This is a genomic window from Salinispirillum marinum (assembly GCF_042650105.1).
GTDB lineage: Bacteria > Pseudomonadota > Gammaproteobacteria > Pseudomonadales > Natronospirillaceae > Salinispirillum > Salinispirillum marinum.
This window is the reverse complement of the sequence record NZ_JBHSAL010000001.1, coordinates 25124-44519: the sequence shown is the minus strand read 5'-3', so window position 1 is coordinate 44519 and position 19396 is coordinate 25124. Positions and strand designations below refer to the sequence as shown.

Sequence of the window (19396 nt, the reverse complement as noted above, 5' to 3'; positions counted from 1 at the left end):
ACTCCTTCTCGCGAATGACAGGTCGTTAGGACAACGACCCCAAAAAAACGCTTTGTCTCTATGTAATAAGTGTAGCTGACTTTCGTTTCAAGTGATTGATCTGGATTAATGTTTTATTTACACAAGGGTCTTGCGTTCATTCGACGGCGGAATGTTCATGGCCTCACGGTATTTGGCAATGGTCCGGCGCGCTACATTGATCCCTTGATCTTTTAATAGGGTAGCAATTTTACTGTCACTGAGCGGCTTTTTGGTGTTTTCCGCACTGACCAACTTTTTAATCAACGCACGAATAGCGGTAGAGGAACACTCGCCACCGCTGTTGGTGCTGACGTGGCTGGAAAAGAAGTACTTCAGCTCGAAAATACCCCGTGGGGTATGCATGAATTTTTGTGTGGTGACCCGCGAAATCGTTGATTCATGCATTTCAACGGCTTGGGCGATGTCATGGAGAACCAACGGTTTCATGGCTTCTTCGCCGTATTCTAGAAACCCGCGCTGATGCTCAACGATTTGCGTGGCGACCTTGAGTAACGTTTCATTGCGGCTTTGCAGGCTTTTAATGAACCATTTGGCTTCTTGCAGGTTGTCTTTGATGTAATTGTTGTCTGCGCTGTTGTCGGCGCGCTTGATCATTGAGGCGTAACCGCTGTTAACACGTAAGCGAGGCGCAATTTCCGGGTTAAGTTCGACCAGCCAACGGCTGTGTTCGAGGTCTTTGCGCACGATGACGTCAGGAATCACATATTCCGATTCGTGGTTGGATATGCTGGTGCCGGGCCTTGGATTGGTTTGTTGGATCAACACCATGGCGTCGCGCAATTGCTCTTCCTTTATTCGCATCTTGCGCAGAATTTGCGGAAAATCTTTACTCGCCAGCAGGTCGGCGTAGTCCGTCACCAAACGAATCGCTTCTTTGAGCAGCGGGGTGTCGGCCGGTAGTTGGCGCAGCTGTATAGAAATGCATTCGCTGAGATTCTGCGCGCACACGCCGGTCGGCTCAAATTGTTGTAGCCGATGCAGTACCGCCATCATTTCGTCCATTTCCAGTGGGTCACCGTCTTGACCAAGCTCTTCTTCAAGTCCTTCAAAGATGTCTTCAATGGGTGAACACAACAGGCCGCTCGGCTCCACTGAATCGATGATGGCCGTCGCAATGATTCGGTCCCGTTCATTCATCGGGGTAAGATTCAACTGCCACATCAAATGATCGTATAAATTGTCATCCGCGACCGACTGATTTTCAAAGTTGTAGTCATCATCGCCGCTGGGCATAGAAGCGCTGGTGGGGGCGTGTTGGTAGATGTCATCCCAATTGCTGTCGACCGAGAGTTCATCGGGAATTTGTTCGTTCCACAGATCTTCTATTTGCGGGTCGTCGGCTTTATCGTTGCTGCTGACGGTAATCGATTGATCATCGGATTGACTGTTGGCGTCGTTTGCGGGCGCATGCTCATGATCCGCTTCATGTTCGTCAGCCACTTCTAATAGTGGGTTCGAGTCGAGCGCTTCTTGGATCTCTTGTTGTAAGTCCAGAGTGGATAGTTGCAATAATCGAATGGCTTGTTGCAGTTGAGGCGTCATCGTCAACTGCTGGCCCATTTTTAGCTGCAAACTGGTCTTCATGTCGCTCCTGATACTACCCGACGCGGCTCAGTGTTGGCCGCGAACTGTCTAAAAATAACCCGGGAAAAGGGTTTCACATTAAAGGCGGAAGTGTTCGCCGAGGTAAACCTCACGAACCTTTTGGTTGGCAAGTATATCGTTTGCGCCGCCCTCTGCAATAATAGTACCACCTCCGACGATATAAGCACGCGCACAAATGTCTAAAGTTTCTCTGACGTTGTGATCCGTGATCAAGACACCGATGCCTTTATCGCGTAATTGGTACACGATGTCCTTAATATCCGAGACGGAAATGGGGTCTACCCCGGCAAAGGGCTCGTCCAGCAGAATGAAGTCGGGCTCGGACGCTAACGCCCGGGCAATCTCAACGCGTCGTCGCTCACCGCCGGAAAGCGCGATGCCCAAGCTGTCGCGGATGTGCGTAATATTGAATTCTTCGAGTAGGGACTCCATTTTGCGATGGCGATCGGCTTTCGACAGTTCTTTGCGCAACTCCAGCACGGCCATGATGTTTTGTGCCACGGTCAGCTTGCGAAAAACCGAGGCCTCTTGCGGCAAGTAACCGACACCAAGCTGTGCCCGCTTGTGCATGGGCAGACCGGTCAGCGAGCGATCATCCAATAAAATGTCACCGGCATCATTGGCAACGAGGCCAACAATCATATAAAAACAGGTGGTTTTACCTGCACCGTTTGGCCCCAGCAAACCAACCACTTCGCCCGTGTTGACATAGAGTGATACGTCCGTGACGACACGGCGTTTACCGTATGTTTTGGCAAGATGCCGGGCGATCAGCTGTTTGGCCATTCTCTTCCTCATTGGTTAAGCACATGGAGACGCGTTCACCTTCACTGCCGTCCGGGGCGCGAAAGTTTGATTCAAAATCATCCGTTTCCTGGTTGTAGCGAATGTAATGTGCTGTCGCGATGTTGCGGCCCTGTTGCAGACGAGCACTGCCCTGTGCGGTAATCACGCCGGTTTCCGCATCGTAGGTCACCGTTTGGCCTTCCAAGCGGGTGATGGGTTCATCAAGGTCAAATTGGTCGGCTACCCAAGCCGGTTCGGTTCCCGACGCTACCAGGCGGGAAATTTCATTATTGTCATTGCGATAGACCACCACCTCTTGCCCTTCAATGTGCAGCGTGCCTTGGGTAATGACCACATTGCCCGTATACGTCATGACGTTAGCGCGTAAATTTCCCTGGTTGCGATCGGCCACAATATCGATGGGCAGGTCGCGGTCACCGGGAACGGCGTAGATGGCGCTGCTCAGCAACAGACTACTGATCAGGACGGAACGTTGAACGAACGTGCTCATGCAGGTCGAACTCCATGGTTTCAAGGTTCAAGGTCATGCCAATGGCATCCGTGTTCATGCGTTCTCCTTGGCGAATATTGACCGCTTGCTCGGTGGTCGCCAGTTGAGACGCTGTGTCATATTGCAGTTGTTCTGTGTGAATGACCAGCGGTGTTGGGTGGTCCGGGTCGTTGGTTACCACAACATTCCCGGTTAACAGCCAATGTTGCCCTTGCTGTACTCGGGCGGTGTCAGCCGTCAAATGGTTAGGTGGAGTGCCTGCAGCGCGGACTATGGGTTGCGTGAGCCATAATTCGTCATTGGCGGAATAGTATTCTGCAGCGCTGGCCGTGAGTGTGGAAACCCATGTGCCATCAGCCTTTACGGTAACGCGCTCAATACCTTGCATGCGCAATTGTGGGAGGGCGGCGCTCTCTTCCGTGACGACAGGGGCCAAAGGGGTGGTGCGCGCTGACCACCATAACCCGAGCACACTGAGCCCGATGGCCAGTAACGGAAGGCCCCAGCGCCAAGCCACTACGCCACTCCGGCGCGCAGCAAATCATGCATGTGAACGATGCCAATGGGTTCATGATTGCTGTCGATAACAACCAGTGCGGTGATCTGTGCTTGCTCCATCACATACAATGCCTCCGCCGCCAACGCACCCGGCCCGATGGTTTTTCCGCCGCGATGCATAACATCGGTCACACGTGCGGCTTTAAGGTCAATATCGCGTTCGAAGGTGCGACGTAAGTCGCCGTCGGTGTACACGCCCAACAGTTGATTCTGATCATCGATGACCGTGGTCATGCCCAGGCCTTTTTGGGTCATTTCCAACAAGGCGTCAGAGACACTGGCGGTGGGGGCAACTTTGGGAATGCGGTCGCCGGTTTGCATGATGTTTTCAACCTTCAGCAACAGTCGCTTACCCAAGCTGCCGCCGGGGTGGGAGAAGGCGAAATCTTCGGCCGAAAAACCGCGCGATTCCAGCAGGGCAATGGCGAGGGCATCCCCCAGCACCAGCGCTGTTGTGGTGCTGGACGTGGGGGCTAAATTTAACGGGCAGGCTTCAATGTCGACGCCGCTGTCCAACATGGCGTCGGCTTCTTGGCCAAGCGTAGATTCGGCTTGCCCCGTAATGGCGATCACCGGTATACCCAGTCGTTTAATCGCTGGCAGTAACGAAATGATTTCGTTGGTTTCACCGCTGTTTGATAGCGCAATAATGGTGTCATCCCGCGTTATCATGCCCAAGTCGCCGTGGCTGGCTTCCCCTGGGTGCATAAAAAAAGCCGGTGTGCCAGTACTGGCCAGTGTAGCTGCAATCTTATTGCCGATATGACCTGACTTGCCCATGCCAGTGACCACGACCCGGCCTTTACCGGCCAGAATCAATTCGCAGGCCTTGGAGAAATCATCATCCAAGCGATCCAGCAAGGCGCTGATGGCCTCGGCCTCCATTTGTAAGGTGCGCCGAGCACTGGTTAAAAATGAAAAGGTTTTTGCCGGAGATTGGGTCATGCCGATAACGCCATATAATTGAGGTACAAATAGTAAAGGTAGGCCGCCAGTAGCACCAGACCAAATACCCTCGGAATGGCTTTGTTGTGTCGACCAAACCACCACGCCACGACCAACAACAAAAGGGTTAAGCCAAGAACAAAGACATAATCTCGCCAGAAAACGGCCGCTTCGAAGTCAGTCGGAGCGATCATGCCGGCAATGCCGATCACGGCAAGAATGTTGAAAATATTAGAGCCGACCACATTACCAATGGTCATTTCATGGTGGCCCTTCAGTGTGCTGGTAATGGATGTGGCCAGCTCAGGCAAGCTGGTGCCGATGGCTACAATGGTCGCCCCCACCACCAGTTCGCTGATGCCAAACCGCAGCGCCAGCTCGGTAGCACCCCAGACCAGAGACTGAGCACCCAGTACCAATAAAATTAACCCGGCAACGACCCAAAAAACCGCTTTTCCCAAGGGCATATCATCAGGTATGTCTTCCGAGAAGTCTGGCAGCTCGGCTACATCTTTGGCTTTCTTCACTGACCACACGGTATAGCTTATAAAGAGCGCCATGAGCACTACTAGGAGGGCACCTTCAAGAAAGCTTAAATGTAGGTCCCATAATATGGCCCCTAAGGCGAGCGTCACTCCCAGTAGAACGTACGACTCCCGTTTCCAAACCGCACGGTTAACGGGCAGGGCAATGATCAGTGCACAAACGGCCAGAACAAGGCCTAAATTGGCTATGTTCGAGCCTTGTGCGTTACCAATCGCCAGCGGCGTGCTGCCTTGAATGGCCGCACTGGCCGAGACCAGTATTTCCGGCGCGCTGGTGCCTAGGGCAACCACCGTTAAACCGATGATGAGCGGTGATATACCTAATGAGTTGGCGAGTGCGGCGGCCCCGCCGACAAAACGGTCGGAACTCCACACCAACACGATTAAACCTACTACAATTGCGGCTACAATGGTCAGCATCTGTATGTCATCCGAAAAATGGAAGCACATTAAAAGCAAGCAACAATGTAAATGCAAGGTGGGTTGGGCCGAGAAAGTGCAACAAAGCGAAAATAGTCAATCAAAGCGGCTTGAACAGCGAACGAATGGTTTGTTCGGGTGGTGCGATGCACTGGTATTTCATATAATGCTCGACCTTTTATCGTGAGGTGTCACATGCACGCTGAACTTGTACAGGAAATCCTCACCGCTGCATTGCCCGATTGCACAATCGAAGTCTCTGGCAGCGGCGCCAAATTTCATGTTAAAGCACGCGGACAAGCGTTCGCGGGACTCATGCCAGTGAAGCAACAGCAGTTGATTTACGGCTTTTTGAACGAACACATCCAGAGTGGCGCTATTCACGCAGTGACCATGGATCTGGGAACGGAGAACGGTTAACCCATTCTATGGATAAATTACTGATTACCGGTGGCCGGCCCATCGACGGCACCATTCGCATATCAGGTGCTAAAAACGCGGCCTTACCGATTTTAGCCGCTACCTTGCTGACCAAAGAGCCGGTAACGTTGCGGAATTTACCGCACTTGAACGACATCACCACCATGATTGAACTACTGGTGTGTATGGGCGTTGAGGTCTTAATCAATGAAGACATGAGCGTGCAGATCAACGCCGGTACCTTGAAGGACTGCACAGCACCGTACTCGTTGGTCAAAACCATGCGTGCCTCAATACTGGTGTTGGGTCCGCTGTTGGCGCATTTTGGCGAAGCCAATGTGTCGCTGCCGGGGGGATGTGCCATAGGCAGTCGTCCGGTGGATCTTCACCTGCGCGGTATGGAGGCGCTGGGTGCTCATATTGTGATGGAAGATGGCTATATAAAGGCCCGGCGAGACGCACGGTTAACGGGAAATTCGTATTTCTTTGATACAGTGTCGGTAACCGGCACCGAAAACGTGTTGATGGCCGCCGTGCTGGCGGACGGTGAAACCGTCATTGAAAATGCAGCCCGTGAACCTGAAGTGGTGGATCTGGCTAAGTGTTTGGTCGCCATGGGCGCTAAAATTGACGGCATCGGAACCGACACGTTGCGGGTTACTGGTGTAGAAACATTGCATGGCTGCGACTACAAAGTGCTGCCCGACCGGATTGAAGCGGGTACCTACCTCGTGGCCGGAGCGGTGTCAGGCGGTCGCGTCATGCTTAAGGACGTTGACCCCAAATCGATGGATGCCGTGTTGGCTAAATTGCGTGAGGCCGGGGCGAAAATTGTCACGACGGACGACACGATTTTGCTGGACATGGAAGGCCGCCGACCTAAGGCCGTGGATGTCACCACAGCCCCATATCCGGCGTTCCCCACCGACATGCAGGCCCAGTTTACGGTACTGAATGCCGTGGCAGAGGGCACAGGGACGGTGGAAGAAACCATTTTTGAAAACCGTTTTATGCACATACAAGAACTGCATCGTATGGGTGCGCAGGCGATTATTAAAGGCAATACGGTGGTGATTCAAGGTGTCGAGCGTCTGCACGCCGCGCCGGTCATGGCAACGGACTTGCGAGCTTCTGCCAGCCTGGTGTTGGCTGCTTTGGTCGCCGATGGCGAAACCTTGGTGGATCGGATTTATCACATTGACCGTGGGTATGAGTGCATTGAAGAAAAACTGCAGCAACTGGGTGCGAGCATCAAGCGCGTTGCTGGCTAGGGAACTAACCTGAGTTCACCCGGATAAAACCATGAACAGGCCTCAACAGAGGCCTGCACGTTAAAAGAGCCAGAGATTTCATGTCAGCCATTACCATTGCTTTGTCGAAAGGTCGCATTCTGAAAGAGACGTTACCGCTGTTTGCGGCGGCCGGTATAGAGCCTTTGGAAGATGTGCACACCAGTCGTAAATTGATCTTTGAAACCACTCAGCCGAATGTTCGACTGATCGTCATTCGTGCCGCCGACGTACCCACATACGTGGAATACGGTGTGGCTGATCTGGGTGTCTCCGGTAAAGACGTGCTGATGGAGCATGGTGGGCAGGAGATGTATGAATTGGTGGACCTCAACATCGCACGTTGCCGTCTGATGACCGCTGCCATCAAAGGCGCGGTCATGCCAGAAGGGCGGTTACGAGTAGCAACCAAGTTCGTTAAAGTGGCGAAGCGTTATTTCGCCGAACAGGGTCGGCAGGTTGATATCATCAAACTCTATGGCGGCATGGAGCTTGCGCCAATCATGAATTTGGCCGACTGCATTGTCGATATTGTGGATACCGGCAATACCCTATTGGCGAACGGATTGGAGCCGCGTGAACACATGGCCGATATTTCGACGCGCTTGGTGGTGTCGCGTGCGGCGTACAAAACGAAGGCGGAACACATCATGCCCATTGTAAAACAATTGGAAGAGGCGGTAAGTAAGCGTGACTAAGGCTACCAGTGGACACATTCGTCGGTTTGATTCGCAACAAGACGATTTCCGTCAACAGTTGGATGCGCTGCTGGCGTGGGAAGGGGTGTCGGACACCCAGGTTAACGACACGGTTTTGAAGATTATTGCCGATGTCCGCGCGCGTGGAGATGACGCGCTGTTGGAATACACCAACCGCTTTGACCGTATGGCCGTCGAACAGATGGCTGAACTGCGCATAGAGCGCCCGGCGTTGGAAGCAGCCTACCAGCGTCTGTCCCCTAAGTTGCAACAGGCCTTGGAGATTTCCGTCGAACGGGTTCGTGCTTACCATCAGCACCAAAAGCAAGAATCTTGGCAGTACACCGATGCCAGTGGCACCGTCCTCGGCCAGCGCATAACGCCACTGGACCGGGTTGGGGTTTATGTACCCGGTGGCTTGGCCCCGTTAGCGAGTTCGGTCGTCATGACGGCAGTCACGGCCAAAGTGGCCGGTGTGCCGGAAGTGATCATGGCGCATCCCACACCCGACGGCAACGTGTCCGACTTTGTGTTGGCTGCGGCTTGGCTGTCCGGCGTTGACCAAGTCTTCACCATTGGTGGCGCGCAAGCGGTAGCCGCCTTAGCCTATGGCACGGCGACGGTGCCGGCGGTGGATAAAGTTGTTGGGCCGGGCAACATTTACGTCGCGACAGCGAAACGGCATGTGTTTGGCCAGGTCGGTATCGATATGGTGGCAGGGCCTTCGGAAATTCTGGTGGTGTGTGATGGCAAAACCGATCCGGATTGGATTGCCATGGATCTGTTTTCGCAAGCCGAACACGACGCCGATGCGCAAGCCATTCTGCTATGTCCTGATGCCGAGTATTTGGATGCGGTAGAAGCCTCCATTGTACGGTTACTGCCTACCCTCGAGCGGGTGGATATTGCGCGTCGGTCTTTGGCCGACCGCGGTGCCTTGATCAAGGTACAGAGCTTGGAAGAAGCCATTGAATGGGTAAATCGTATCGCGCCAGAACACTTGGAGCTGAGTGTTGATCAACCGGAGCAATACCTTGATCGCATCCGTCATGCGGGCGCCATTTTTATGGGTCGCCATACTTCTGAGGCTTTAGGCGACTATGTGGCCGGGCCGAATCACGTCCTACCCACCTCGGGTACGGCGCGCTTCAGTTCACCTCTGGGGGTGTACGATTTCCAGAAGAAATCCTCGATCATTCACTGTACACCGGCCAGTGCTTCTGAATTGGGCGAGTCAGCCGGGCCATTGGCCCGTGGTGAGTTGCTGACCGCACACGCCCGCAGTGCCGAATATCGCATCAAAGAGTAAATCGACCTTCTGCCGTTAAAATTCACGCCTTGGGTGGAGCATTCCACCCAAGGCGTGCTTTCCCGCCACCCCGCAATTCAATCTGAACCTAATGGTCATATATCGCTACGCTGCTGTGCAACAATAACAGTTGAGCGGGTGTCCCGTGAGTATAAATACCAGCCGTAACAACGGACTTTTCCATCTTCCTATTCCCGGTTTTTTGCACCAGGCTGACGGACAATTGCAGGTGCAGCTTCGTGTTGAAAAAACGCTAAACGTCCAACAGGTATGGGTGCGAATTCAACCCGACAACGAAGAACTGCTCGTGCCCATGCTGGCCACGGACACCACGGACGCTTGGCAAAACTATGAAGCGTCCTTTGCATTAGATGGCGTGCAGGCGCATACGGCCTATGTGTTTAAAGTGCAGGGTGACCAGCAAATGCTATGGCTCGCGGCCGATGGTATGCATCCGCGCATACCGCCGTTGGAGGTGCATTTCAAACAGGCGCACGAGGCGCCGCCGGCCTGGGTTAGCGAGCAAATCTTCTATCAAATATTTCCGGACCGGTTCCGTAACGGTGACCCGACGCTTAATGTAGCCGATGGTGCCTATCATTATTTGAATAAACAACCGGTTAAGGCACGAACATGGGCCGAACTGCCCGCCCAAGCGCATGGCCCCAGTGAGTTCTTTAACGGCGACCTGACAGGGGTTGTGCAGGCACTGGACTATGTTCAGCATACCTTGGGTGCCACCGCTATTTACTTGAACCCGGTGTTCCGTTCAGACTCAAACCACAAATACGACACCGTCGACTATTTTGCGATTGACCCGCATTTGGGTGGCGATGACGCACTGTTGGCGCTGCGCCACGAAACACAACAACGCGGTATGCGGATGCTGTTGGACGGCGTACTGAACCACACCTCGGTGAAACATCCATGGTTTGTACAAGCACAACAGGGCATCCAACCCTATGCCGACTATTTTATGGCCGCTGATGGCGATTACGTCAGTTGGAAGGGCCACAAAAGTCTGCCCGTGCTGGATTACAGTAACCCGGACGTTGTCGAGGTGTTTTATCAAGGTGAGCGCTCGGTGCTGCGGCATTGGTTGCGACCACCTTTCGCCATGGACGGCTGGCGCTTGGATGTCATTCACATGCTCGGCGAGGGCGCGGGCGCTGCTAACAACGCCGCACACGTAAAAGCCATGCGCCGGGTGATCAAAGAAGAAAACCCCGAGGCTTATTTCCTTGGTGAGCACTTCTTCGAGGCGACATCCTGGTTGCAGGGTGACCAGGAAGACGGCGCCATGAACTATTACGGGTTCCTGCAGCCGGTTTGGATGTTTTTAGCCGGAGTTGATATTGCCCGTCAACCCGCGCATATCGATGCCGCTGATCTGGCGGCATGGATGCGTGAAGCACGGGCTAAGATTCCTTTCGCGCTGGCCAAAACACAATTTAACTTGTTGGACAGTCATGACACGCCGCGATTTTTTACTTTGTTGCAGGAAAATCAACCCCGTATGCAGATGGCCGTGCGATTGCTCATGGTCTATTTGGGCGTACCCTGCATCTACTACGGTGATGAGGTTGGCTTAACGGGTGGCGAAGATCCGGCTTGCCGCGCGCCCTTCCCATGGGATCATCAAACGTGGCACGAGACGCTGTTACGCACCTATCAAACGGCGATCAACTGGCGCAAAGAATTGCCTGAACTGCGCGATGGGGCGGTCGTGGATCTGTATGCAGAAGGCGATATGTGGGTGTTTGCGCGCGCCTTAGAGCACCGTTCCGTGCTGGTGGCGGTCAACCGAGGCATTACTGATGCTCGGCTGACCGTGCCGGTGCAGCTCTTGAATAATCACCCGGACCAAGCCTGGTGCAGCTTGGATTCCGGGCAAATTGTGAAGGCGAACGAGGATGGCTGCCTTCAACTACCCGTCGCGGCACAGACCACCGAACTTTGGGTGAGCTCTGCACCATCGTCGATGGGCCGTTAGGATATTTGCAGCGGTGCTTTAAAGCGCCGCAAGCGCAAGGCGTTGCTGATGACACAGACGCTGGATGCGGCCATGGCACCGGCGGCCAACATGGGCGAAAGCAATATCCCCCAAGCCGGGAACAGTGCCCCGGCTGCAATGGGAATCAGCACGCTGTTGTACGCAAACGCCCAAAACAAGTTTTGTTTGATGTTGCGTAGCGTGGCGCGTGATAACGCAATCGCATTGGTAACGTTGCGCACATCGCCCGACATCAAGACCACATCAGCGGATTCAATTGCTACGTCCGTTCCTGTGCCGATGGCGATGCCGGTATCCGCTTGTGCTAGCGCAGGGGCATCATTAATGCCATCGCCCACAAACGCGACGTGGCCATAGGTTTGTTGCAATGTTTTAACGGCGTCGACTTTGCCACCCGGTAACACCTCGGCAATGACATCATCAATACCCAGCTGTTGCGCGATGGCCTGCGCCGTGCGGGTGTTGTCGCCCGTGATCATGGCGACGCGCAGGCCTTCTTCTTGCAAAGCTTGAATGGCCGTCCGCGACGATTCTTTGATGGGGTCGGATACCGCCAATAAGGCCACCAAGGTGCCATCAATGGCCGCATACAAGGGCGTCTTTCCAGCGGTGGCCCAACTGGCGGTGGTGTGCTCGTGTTCCGCTACAGGAATTCCCTGTTGTTCCATAAGTCGATCAGCACCCACCCAAACCTGTCTGCTGGTACCTGCTTGATCCATCACGACGGCCGAAATGCCGAAGCCTGCGTGGGCTTGAAAGTCCTTGATGTCCGGCAGGTTGATGTCCTGCGCTTTAGCTGCGGCGACGATGGCCGAGGCTATTGGGTGTTCCGAGACGTTTTCGACCGTCGCAATAAACCCGAGAATCTGCTTTTGGGTGAGCGCATGGGTCGGCTCGTTGACTATTTCTAAGTCGGTAAGCTCCGGCTTGCCTTTGGTTAATGTGCCGGTTTTGTCGAACGCCACCACCGTGGTGTCGCGCAACGTTTGCAGGGCATCGCCACGGCGGAATAACACACCCATTTCAGCGGCTTTGCCCGTGCCGACCATAATGGACGTCGGCGTTGCCAAGCCCATGGCGCAAGGACAGGCGATGATAAGCACCGCGACCGCGTTCACCAAAGCCAGGGTCATGGTCGGTTCAGGGCCAAGCCACCACCAGGCCAGAAAAGTCAGAGTGGCCAGTGCCATGACGATGGGAACAAACACGGCAGTGACATGGTCCACTAAATTCTGAATCGGTAGTTTACTGCCTTGGGCTTCTTCAACCAGCCGCACGATGCGCGCCAGCACACTGTCGGCACCGACCGTTGTGGCGCGCAGGGTCAAGCTGCCAGACTGGTTCAGGGTAGCGCCAACCACGGTGCTGCCCGCCGCTTTACTGACCGGAATGGGTTCGCCGGTCAACATGGATTCATCGACGTAGGAGCTACCTTTGATGACTTCTCCATCTACCGGAATCTTCTCCCCGGGACGCACCAACACGGTATCGTTGGGTTGCACATCGGCAATGGGTATGTCGAGCGTCTTGTCCTCACGTACCACACGCGCTGTATGAGCTTGTAGGCTAAGCAGACGTTTAATGGCCTGATTCGTGCGTCCTTTGGCGTTGGCTTCCAAATACCGTCCGAGCAGTATAAGCGTCACAATGACCGCTGAGGCTTCAAAATAGACATACACCGAACCGGCTGGCAATACCGCAGGCCAGAAGGTCGCCACCACAGAATATGACCATGCGGCGCTGGTGCCCAATACCACCAGGGAGTTCATGTCGGGCCCGGCACGTAACAACGCAGGTACCCCTTTGACATAGAAGCGCCAGCCGGGACCGAATTGCACAATGGAAGCCAGCACAAAAAAGGCATAGAACAGGTTTTGCTGGCCGAAGGTGGACATCTGCCAATGGTGAAAAGCCGGTAGCACATGGCCACCCATTTCGAGAATGAAGATGGGCAGAGTCAGCACTGCGGCGATGAACAGGTCGCGTTTCAGGGTGTCGGGCTTGTGCTGTTCTGATGCTTGGCTATCGGGTGTCTGGCGGTCGGAATGTTGCGTTGCGTGATATCCGACGCGTTCAACGGCTGCGATCAGGGTGGCGGTATCCGCTTGGTCACGTTCATAGTGGATGGTCGCCCGTTCCGTCGCTAAATTGACCTGTGCCGACTGTACTCCCGGCACTTTCAATAACGCTTTTTCTACCCGAAGTACACAGGAAGCACAGGTCATGCCGTCAATATTGAGTGATGCTTGTGTATTCATGTTCAATCCCTCATGTCCTTAGCCATTGTTGCTCGAACAGCACTGTGCACCTTACTGTGGGTGGAAGGTCAAGCCATGTGCCTAGTAAATTCGTTACTTGACCTTCCCGTTACGGAAAGGTCTAAGATCAAACCGTTTTCACAGCACAGCATAACAACGAGGAGACATACGAATGGTTGAGTTTAACGTTTCTGGCATGACCTGTGGACATTGCGTTGCGGCGGTTAAACGGGCGGTGGGCGAGTTGGATGCACAGGCCAAGGTAGAGGTTGATTTGTCGAGCGGTAGGGTTACCGTGGCGTCTACTGCCGCTGTTGCAGCGCTCAAAGCGGCGATTGAGGAAGAGGGCTATTCGGTGGAAACCAGCCAGTAAAGCTATGCGAACAGCAGACGAAACCGAGTTGAAAATAGGTGCTTTACAGGGTCGATGTAATCTGTGATGGTGCGCGCCATTCTGCAGGTTGCTTAAGGTTTTGAACATGCACTGGCGTTTGAGCACGAAAACAACGGGATTGCTGTTGGCTTTACTATCCGCTTTGGCCTTTGGTGGGTCGGGCCCGTTTGCGCGGCCCTTGATGGATTTGGGTTTGACACCCTTGCACGTCACCTGGTTGCGGTTATGCGGCATGGTGTTGGTGTTGTCGCCCGTGGCCTGGCATTACCGTCTGGTGATGGTGCGACAGTGGCGTCTTATGTTGGCCTATGGGGTGTTTCCCATTGCGGGCGTGCAGGCGTTTTATTTCGCTTCAGTGGCGCGGATTCCGGTGGGTATAGCCCTGTTGATTGAATTTCTCGGCCCTATCTTTGTCTTGCTTTGGGTGGTTTCCGTGCGCAAACAGCCGGTAGCTCGCACTGCGGTGTGGGGCGTATTGCTCGCCGTGGTAGGCCTAGCCGCGTTACTGGAAGTGTGGCAGGGCATCCGCCTCGATGTGCTCGGGTTAATGTTTGCACTGGCAGCGGCGGCCTGCCAAGCCGGGTACTTTTTGCTTTCTGATGCCGCTCAAGATGATACGCCACCGTTGGCACTGATCGCCCTCGGGGGCACCATTGCGTTTATTTTGATGACCTTGATTGCGCAGCCATGGTCGCTGCCGTGGTCTTTATTGCGTAACCCTATTTCATTGGCCGGTACTCCGGCTTCTGCTTGGGTGGCCGTGTTTTGGCTCGGCATTGTGTCTACGGCGCTGGCCTATGTCACTGGGGTAGCGGCGATCCGTCGGTTATCCGCGCCGGTTGCCGGTGGGGTCGCTTACCTTGAAGTCGTCACCGCCATCCTGCTCGCGTGGGTCCTGCTTGGGCAGGCGCTGAACGGCGTGCAAATGTTGGGCGCCAGTATCGTGGTGTTGGGCGCGTACTTGGCCCAACGTTCGGCCAGTCATACGGTGAGCGCTGAAATTCCGGCGCATGAGCGCGAAACGTCAAGTTAAAACATCATCCGGCGACTGCGACCTGCAGCGCCGTATCTGGTGCATCGCCTGCCGTCAGGTTGCGCACCCATTTTTGCTGGCGCACGCGCCAGATATTGCCAAGGGCTTTGGCGCCTTCTTCGGCCAGAATCATGGCATACACGAACGTGAAGGGCAGTTGCCACCAAAAAGCGGCGGCGAGCGTCAAGGGCAAACCAACGAACCACAGCGCCGACATATCCAAATACAAACAAAATTTGGTGTCACCACCGGAGCGTAAGATGCCCTGAATGGATACCATATTAAACACCTTGAGCCAAAATCCCAGGCACATGATGGCAAATGCCCACTGGGTTTGCCGCAGCGTTTCGGCGTCCAGATTGCCAATCAGGGGTAAAAAGAACGGTGAGAGCGCCAGTAGTATCAACCCTAGGCCAAAAGATCCAAGTGGTGCAAATATCATAAAACCTTTGGCCAATGCGCGAGCTTCAGCAAACTGTCCACGGCCCAGACGCTGTCCGATCATGATGGAGCAGGCGTTGGTTACCCCAAAAAAGAAACTGTGATACATGCTTTCAATGGGGCTCAACAAGCTCATTACGGCCAGCGGCGTTGTTCCTAAGCGACCTGCAATCAGGTGGTAAGACAGCGAGCCGATGGACCACAGGGTAAAGTTCACCAGCAGAGGCCAACTCATCGAACCGTAGCGCTTCACCAAGGTCGGTGTTAGTGCTTCGGAAAAATGACGCCGAGACAGGTGTAAACGGGGACTCTGCCGCTGTTGGCCGAAGAACATCCACATAACTTGTGCCATACGCGCCAGCAAGGTTGCCAAGGCGGCCCCGGCAACACCCATGGCGGGCACGCCCAAGCCGCCATTGATCAGCCAGACGTTGAGGATGATGTTTAGGCCAATGGTGAAGGTGGCATAGTAGAGCGGCGTCTTGCTGTCACCCGTAGCGCGCAAGGCGGCTTCATAGATGATGACAATTTGGGTGAGCCACAGGGTAAATGCGGTGATGGTCAGGTAACTCGAGCCCTGCATGATGACCTGTGAATTATCTGTACCCAACATGATGAGCTGATCGGCGTTTAATATCACCAACAGCGTCAGTGGCAACATGAACAGCGTTCCCGCGAGTATGCTCAGTGCCAAGGTATGGCGTACGCGATCCTGGCGACCGGCCCCCCAATACTGCGCGACCAAAATGCTGCACCCTGTCCCGAGTGCGGCCATCAGTAAGATAAAGACAAAATTAATTTTGCTGCCCAGACCCACCGCTGCAACAGCTTCTGAGCCCAGATGGCTGACCATCAACACATCGGCCATGCCCAACGCAGAGACCAAGGCGGATTGGATGGCCACGGGAATGGCAAGCCCCCACACTTCTCTTACGAGAGGGCGACGACTGAGAAGATTCGGGAAGAGCATGAAAAGATTTCCAAGACGGTGATTCAACGTACGAATTTTAGACAAATCCCCGGGTGGGTGGTATGTTCAATCCCATCGACATGGCTGTGAATTATGATCATGTGGGAAGATATTCTGGATATTGATGAGCGCTGCCGGGAGAAGTTTCTGACCGAGCAGGACTTCCCTGAGTTGGGTCAGCACGATTGGCGTATGGCGGGGGTCAGTTGGTTGCGTGGCACCTACGTGGTCGGGCGAAAACAACCGGATGTGCACACCCTGGTGTTCACCGTTGAAGGTCAGGGGCGGCTGCTACTGCCGGATGGGCAGCATGCCGTGCAAGCAGGCGATTTTATGTTTATGCCTGCCGGCAAACCGTTTCGGTTCGAGATCGATGGCACAGAATGGAAAACATGCTGGCTGTTGTTAGGTGATACCGAGCCTTGGCACTTTTTGCATACCCGCAAAGCGGGGGTGCAACCGTCAGAAGCATGCTGGGGCTTGTATCACCTTTTGCATGGTCTGTATCATCAGATGCAATCGCCTCGGCGACGACGCCTGACCCATATGGTGGCGGAGTTATTGAGTGAGGAAGTAACACAGGATGCCCGCCGGGATCGCACGCATGAGCGGCTGCTGCGCTTGTTTCTGCAGCTTGAGGATCGCTTGCATGTGCCGTGGACGCTCGATAGCCTAGCGGCTGAATTGCATTATTCGCCGTCGCATTTTCATCGTTTGTGCCGACAATATTTCCATCAAGGACCGATGCAGAAAGTGTCGACCATGCGTTTAGCACGAGCCCGCGAGCTGCTGCAATATTCGGAATGGCAGGTACGTCAGATCGCGCAGCGGGTTGGCTATCAAGACGCCTTTAATTTTGCCCATTGGTTTCGGCGAAAGACCGGACTTTCACCCACGGAATACCGTATAAAAAGCCGCAATACCGGCACGGATTAATGCAAAGGGGAGCCGTATGGCCGTAGACATTACAACCTTGGATCAGTGGTTCAATGATACGCTTGAACCCCATGCTTTTCAGGACTACTGCCCGAACGGGTTACAGGTAGAGGGTGCCCGCCCGGTGCAAAAATTGGTGTTAGGCGTTACCGCGAGTCAGCTTTTTCTCGATCGTGCTGTTGCGGCCGGTGCCGACGCTGTATTAGTGCACCACGGTTATTTTTGGAAAGGCGAGGACGCCTGCATTGCCGGTATGAAGCGGCGCCGGATAAAGGCGTTGCTGGACGCCGGTGTGTCCTTGTGGGCATATCATCTACCGCTGGATGCTCATCCGACCTTGGGCAATAACGCCCAATTGGCGGCCCGCATGGGATGGCAGGTAGAAGGCGGACTCAAGCCTGGTGTGCGCCCCATCGGTAATGTCGGACAAGCGGCAGAAGCATTGACAGCCCAACAACTCGCACGTCAACTTCATGAGGTGTTGGACTACAAACCCTTGCATATTCCCGGTGGCCCGGAGCGCATTCAGCGCATTGCCTGGTGTACGGGTGGGGCGCAAGGCATGATCCAGGCAGCATGGGAGGCCGGTGCCGATGCTTATGTCACGGGAGAGATTTCCGAACCGACCGTGCATGCCGCGCACGAATTAGGTATTCACTTCTTTGCCGCAGGCCATCATGCAACCGAGCGCTATGGCGTGCAGGCTTTGGGGGCCGAGGCGGCTAAGGTATGGGGCTTGGATGTTCAGTTTATTGATTGCCCCATACCGGTTTAGGCGATTTTTTTGCCCACGATGGTGAGGCTGCGGTGTTGGTCATCCAGCACAGCAACATGGGGTAATTGGCCCCAAGGTTCAAATCCCATGCCGGTGAGCAGCGCCAGGCTGGGGTGGTTGTGCGAGAAAACATAACCCAGCACGGTGTGTATGTGTAGTGCCGGAGCCTGTATTAACAGTTGCTTCACCAGCGCTTTGGCAATGCCTCTTCCTTGTGCATCGGGTGCGACATAGACGGCCAGTTCCACTGTGCCACGATACGCCGGGCGTCCATAGAACGTACTGAAACTGGCCCAGCCCAAAACGGCATCGTCATCACCCAAAGGCGTAGCGACCCACAGCGGTCGTTCAGGAACTTGGTGGTCGGCAAACCACTGCAGTCGGTCTTCCACCGATACTGGTGACGTATCCGCCGTGGCCTGACGACCGGGGATCGCGGCGTTATAGATCGCCACGATGGCCGCGAGGTCGCCTTGCCGTGCAAGCCTTAAATTAAGCTCGGTTGTTTCAGGCAGCGGGGCGGTCAAAGTGCACATCCACTTGTGGAAAAGGTATGGCGATGCCATTGGCGTCCAAGGCTTCCTTGATCTGCTCTATCAAGGCGAACCGTGTTGGCCAGAGATCTTCCGTATTGACCCAAGGGCGGACCACAAGATTGACGGAAGAGTCCGCGAGCTCGGCAACTGCAACGACAGGCTCTGGATCCGCTAGGACACTAGGGTGTGCTTGTAAAACTTTCATGATCACTTCTTTGGCCGTCTTCATGTCAGCATCGTAAGAGATGCCAACCACCAGATCGATGCGGCGCGTGGGCATGGCGGAATAATTCACCACATTTGAACCATAGATGGACCCATTAGGGACAATCACTTGCCGGGCGTCTGGCGTTTTCAATTCCGTGCTGAATACAGATATTTTCATGACGGTGCCGCCGGTGCCTGCAACTTCAACATAATCTCCGGCTTTAAAGGGCCGAAAAAGAATGATCATAACCCCAGCCGCAAAATGAGACAGGGAATCCTTGAGTGCCAAACCTACAGCGAGGCCCGCAGCACCCAGTAACGCCACCAGCGATGTGGTTTCAACGCCTAACTGAGACAATGCCGCTACGACAACAACGACCATCAATGCGGCATTGATGATGTTGCTCAAGAACGAAATCAACATGGCATCCAGACGCGCTTTGCCCATCAACTTCGACAGCCCATTGGTCACGGCGCGGGCAAGCCACTTACCGATCATGAAAACGATGATGGCCAAGCCGATGTTGGTTCCCCAAGGCACTAAGTAAGTGCTCCAGATTTCCTGTGTTTCTATAGGCATAATGCACTCCGGTCTTTAAGATCAAACAAAAATAGACGAATAGGGTGAATACAGTCTCTCGCTTACAACACAGTGCCACGCTGGACATTCACATAACCCTAGGCACAATACAGATCATGAACCA

The 19396-nt window shown here is 54.3% G+C and carries 19 protein-coding genes; 9 read left to right on the top strand and 10 right to left on the bottom strand.

The features are described 5' to 3' along the window. Nucleotides 1–117: 117 nt before the first annotated feature. From ACFOSD_RS00210 to ACFOSD_RS00185, 6 genes are all read right to left on the bottom strand, one after another. Nucleotides 118–1626, bottom strand: coding sequence for an RNA polymerase factor sigma-54 (locus ACFOSD_RS00210; RefSeq protein WP_380694847.1), 1509 nt, complete (start codon nucleotides 1624–1626; stop codon nucleotides 118–120). Nucleotides 1627–1704: 78 nt separating this feature from the next. Continuing rightward, complete coding sequence (gene lptB / locus ACFOSD_RS00205; protein WP_380694849.1) at nucleotides 1705–2433, bottom strand: LPS export ABC transporter ATP-binding protein; 729 nt, start codon at nucleotides 2431–2433, stop codon at nucleotides 1705–1707. Further along, entirely contained in the window at nucleotides 2387–2944 is a 558-nt protein-coding gene (gene lptA / locus ACFOSD_RS00200; protein ID WP_380694851.1) for a lipopolysaccharide transport periplasmic protein LptA, read from the bottom strand. The genes lptB and lptA overlap by 47 nt, the downstream gene beginning before the upstream one ends. Further along, entirely contained in the window at nucleotides 2907–3461 is a 555-nt protein-coding gene (lptC, locus tag ACFOSD_RS00195) for an LPS export ABC transporter periplasmic protein LptC (protein WP_380694853.1), read from the bottom strand. The genes lptA and lptC overlap by 38 nt, the downstream gene beginning before the upstream one ends. After that, nucleotides 3461–4447 (bottom strand): KpsF/GutQ family sugar-phosphate isomerase, encoded by a 987-nt coding sequence (locus tag ACFOSD_RS00190; protein ID WP_380694855.1) that lies wholly within the window; start codon nucleotides 4445–4447, stop codon nucleotides 3461–3463. The genes lptC and ACFOSD_RS00190 overlap by 1 nt, the downstream gene beginning before the upstream one ends. Continuing rightward, nucleotides 4444–5412 carry a calcium/sodium antiporter gene (locus ACFOSD_RS00185; protein ID WP_380694857.1) on the bottom strand — a complete coding sequence of 323 codons (969 nt, stop codon included), beginning with the start codon at nucleotides 5410–5412 and terminating at the stop codon, nucleotides 4444–4446. The genes ACFOSD_RS00190 and ACFOSD_RS00185 overlap by 4 nt, the downstream gene beginning before the upstream one ends. A 195-nt stretch (nucleotides 5413–5607) precedes the next feature. Between ACFOSD_RS00185 and ACFOSD_RS00180 the strand changes: the two genes are divergently transcribed. From ACFOSD_RS00180 to malZ, 5 genes are all read left to right on the top strand, one after another. Then, the gene (locus ACFOSD_RS00180; protein ID WP_380694859.1) at nucleotides 5608–5832 is read left to right on the top strand and encodes a BolA/IbaG family iron-sulfur metabolism protein; all 225 of its coding nucleotides are present in this window, start codon (nucleotides 5608–5610) and stop codon (nucleotides 5830–5832) included. A gap of 8 nt (nucleotides 5833–5840) precedes the next feature. Then, nucleotides 5841–7103 carry a UDP-N-acetylglucosamine 1-carboxyvinyltransferase gene (gene murA / locus ACFOSD_RS00175; RefSeq protein ID WP_380694861.1) on the top strand — a complete coding sequence of 421 codons (1263 nt, stop codon included), beginning with the start codon at nucleotides 5841–5843 and terminating at the stop codon, nucleotides 7101–7103. A gap of 80 nt (nucleotides 7104–7183) precedes the next feature. After that, nucleotides 7184–7819, top strand: a complete 636-nt coding sequence (gene hisG, locus ACFOSD_RS00170) for an ATP phosphoribosyltransferase (RefSeq protein ID WP_380694863.1) — start codon at nucleotides 7184–7186, stop codon at nucleotides 7817–7819. Next, nucleotides 7812–9128: a histidinol dehydrogenase gene (gene hisD, locus ACFOSD_RS00165; protein WP_380694865.1), complete on the top strand. Its 1317-nt coding sequence runs from the start codon at nucleotides 7812–7814 to the stop codon at nucleotides 9126–9128. Before hisG ends, hisD begins: the two co-directional genes overlap by 8 nt. A 145-nt stretch (nucleotides 9129–9273) precedes the next feature. Next, nucleotides 9274–11121, top strand: a complete 1848-nt coding sequence (gene malZ, locus ACFOSD_RS00160; RefSeq protein WP_380694867.1) for a maltodextrin glucosidase — start codon at nucleotides 9274–9276, stop codon at nucleotides 11119–11121. On the opposite strand, the gene ACFOSD_RS00155 is transcribed toward malZ, so the two are convergent. After that, on the bottom strand, nucleotides 11118–13400 hold the full coding sequence (locus ACFOSD_RS00155; RefSeq protein ID WP_380694869.1) for a heavy metal translocating P-type ATPase: 2283 nt from the start codon (nucleotides 13398–13400) through the stop codon (nucleotides 11118–11120). The two genes, malZ and ACFOSD_RS00155, sit on opposite strands and share 4 nt — an antisense overlap. 172 nt (nucleotides 13401–13572) lie before the next feature. Here ACFOSD_RS00155 and ACFOSD_RS00150 point away from each other — a divergent pair, with 172 nt between their 5' ends. Both ACFOSD_RS00150 and ACFOSD_RS00145 read left to right on the top strand, forming a co-directional pair. Further along, on the top strand, nucleotides 13573–13773 hold the full coding sequence (locus ACFOSD_RS00150; protein WP_380694871.1) for a heavy-metal-associated domain-containing protein: 201 nt from the start codon (nucleotides 13573–13575) through the stop codon (nucleotides 13771–13773). Nucleotides 13774–13879: 106 nt separating this feature from the next. After that, nucleotides 13880–14827 carry an EamA family transporter gene (locus ACFOSD_RS00145; protein ID WP_380694873.1) on the top strand — a complete coding sequence of 316 codons (948 nt, stop codon included), beginning with the start codon at nucleotides 13880–13882 and terminating at the stop codon, nucleotides 14825–14827. 4 nt (nucleotides 14828–14831) lie between these two features. Here ACFOSD_RS00145 and ACFOSD_RS00140 read toward each other — a convergent pair whose 3' ends face one another. Beyond that, nucleotides 14832–16238, bottom strand: coding sequence for an MATE family efflux transporter (locus tag ACFOSD_RS00140; RefSeq protein WP_380694875.1), 1407 nt, complete (start codon nucleotides 16236–16238; stop codon nucleotides 14832–14834). 93 nt (nucleotides 16239–16331) lie between these two features. Here ACFOSD_RS00140 and ACFOSD_RS00135 point away from each other — a divergent pair, with 93 nt between their 5' ends. Together ACFOSD_RS00135 and ACFOSD_RS00130 are read left to right on the top strand one after the other, a co-directional pair. Beyond that, nucleotides 16332–17174: a helix-turn-helix transcriptional regulator gene (locus tag ACFOSD_RS00135; protein ID WP_380694877.1), complete on the top strand. Its 843-nt coding sequence runs from the start codon at nucleotides 16332–16334 to the stop codon at nucleotides 17172–17174. A gap of 16 nt (nucleotides 17175–17190) precedes the next feature. Further along, complete coding sequence (locus ACFOSD_RS00130; RefSeq protein WP_380694879.1) at nucleotides 17191–17949, top strand: Nif3-like dinuclear metal center hexameric protein; 759 nt, start codon at nucleotides 17191–17193, stop codon at nucleotides 17947–17949. Here the strand turns inward: ACFOSD_RS00130 and ACFOSD_RS00125 are convergent. Further along, complete coding sequence (locus ACFOSD_RS00125; protein WP_380694881.1) at nucleotides 17946–18476, bottom strand: GNAT family N-acetyltransferase; 531 nt, start codon at nucleotides 18474–18476, stop codon at nucleotides 17946–17948. The genes ACFOSD_RS00130 and ACFOSD_RS00125 overlap by 4 nt on opposite strands. Continuing rightward, a complete protein-coding gene (locus ACFOSD_RS00120; protein ID WP_380694883.1) occupies nucleotides 18457–19272 on the bottom strand; it encodes a mechanosensitive ion channel family protein in 816 nt (271 codons plus the stop codon). Before ACFOSD_RS00120 ends, ACFOSD_RS00125 begins: the two co-directional genes overlap by 20 nt. Nucleotides 19273–19396: the final 124 nt, after the last annotated feature.

Coding starts and splice junctions, on each gene's coding strand:
- ACFOSD_RS00155 (WP_380694869.1), bottom strand. CDS start 13,400: ATGAATACACAAGCATCACTCAATATTGACGGCATGACCTGTGCTTCC.
- lptA (WP_380694851.1), bottom strand. CDS start 2,944: ATGAGCACGTTCGTTCAACGTTCCGTCCTGATCAGTAGTCTGTTGCTG.
- ACFOSD_RS00185 (WP_380694857.1), bottom strand. CDS start 5,412: ATGCTGACCATTGTAGCCGCAATTGTAGTAGGTTTAATCGTGTTGGTG.
- ACFOSD_RS00120 (WP_380694883.1), bottom strand. CDS start 19,272: ATGCCTATAGAAACACAGGAAATCTGGAGCACTTACTTAGTGCCTTGG.
- ACFOSD_RS00210 (WP_380694847.1), bottom strand. CDS start 1,626: ATGAAGACCAGTTTGCAGCTAAAAATGGGCCAGCAGTTGACGATGACG.
- ACFOSD_RS00150 (WP_380694871.1), top strand. CDS start 13,573: ATGGTTGAGTTTAACGTTTCTGGCATGACCTGTGGACATTGCGTTGCG.
- ACFOSD_RS00135 (WP_380694877.1), top strand. CDS start 16,332: ATGATCATGTGGGAAGATATTCTGGATATTGATGAGCGCTGCCGGGAG.
- murA (WP_380694861.1), top strand. CDS start 5,841: ATGGATAAATTACTGATTACCGGTGGCCGGCCCATCGACGGCACCATT.
- lptB (WP_380694849.1), bottom strand. CDS start 2,433: ATGGCCAAACAGCTGATCGCCCGGCATCTTGCCAAAACATACGGTAAA.
- ACFOSD_RS00140 (WP_380694875.1), bottom strand. CDS start 16,238: ATGCTCTTCCCGAATCTTCTCAGTCGTCGCCCTCTCGTAAGAGAAGTG.
- ACFOSD_RS00130 (WP_380694879.1), top strand. CDS start 17,191: ATGGCCGTAGACATTACAACCTTGGATCAGTGGTTCAATGATACGCTT.
- ACFOSD_RS00180 (WP_380694859.1), top strand. CDS start 5,608: ATGCACGCTGAACTTGTACAGGAAATCCTCACCGCTGCATTGCCCGAT.
- ACFOSD_RS00190 (WP_380694855.1), bottom strand. CDS start 4,447: ATGACCCAATCTCCGGCAAAAACCTTTTCATTTTTAACCAGTGCTCGG.
- ACFOSD_RS00145 (WP_380694873.1), top strand. CDS start 13,880: ATGCACTGGCGTTTGAGCACGAAAACAACGGGATTGCTGTTGGCTTTA.
- hisG (WP_380694863.1), top strand. CDS start 7,184: ATGTCAGCCATTACCATTGCTTTGTCGAAAGGTCGCATTCTGAAAGAG.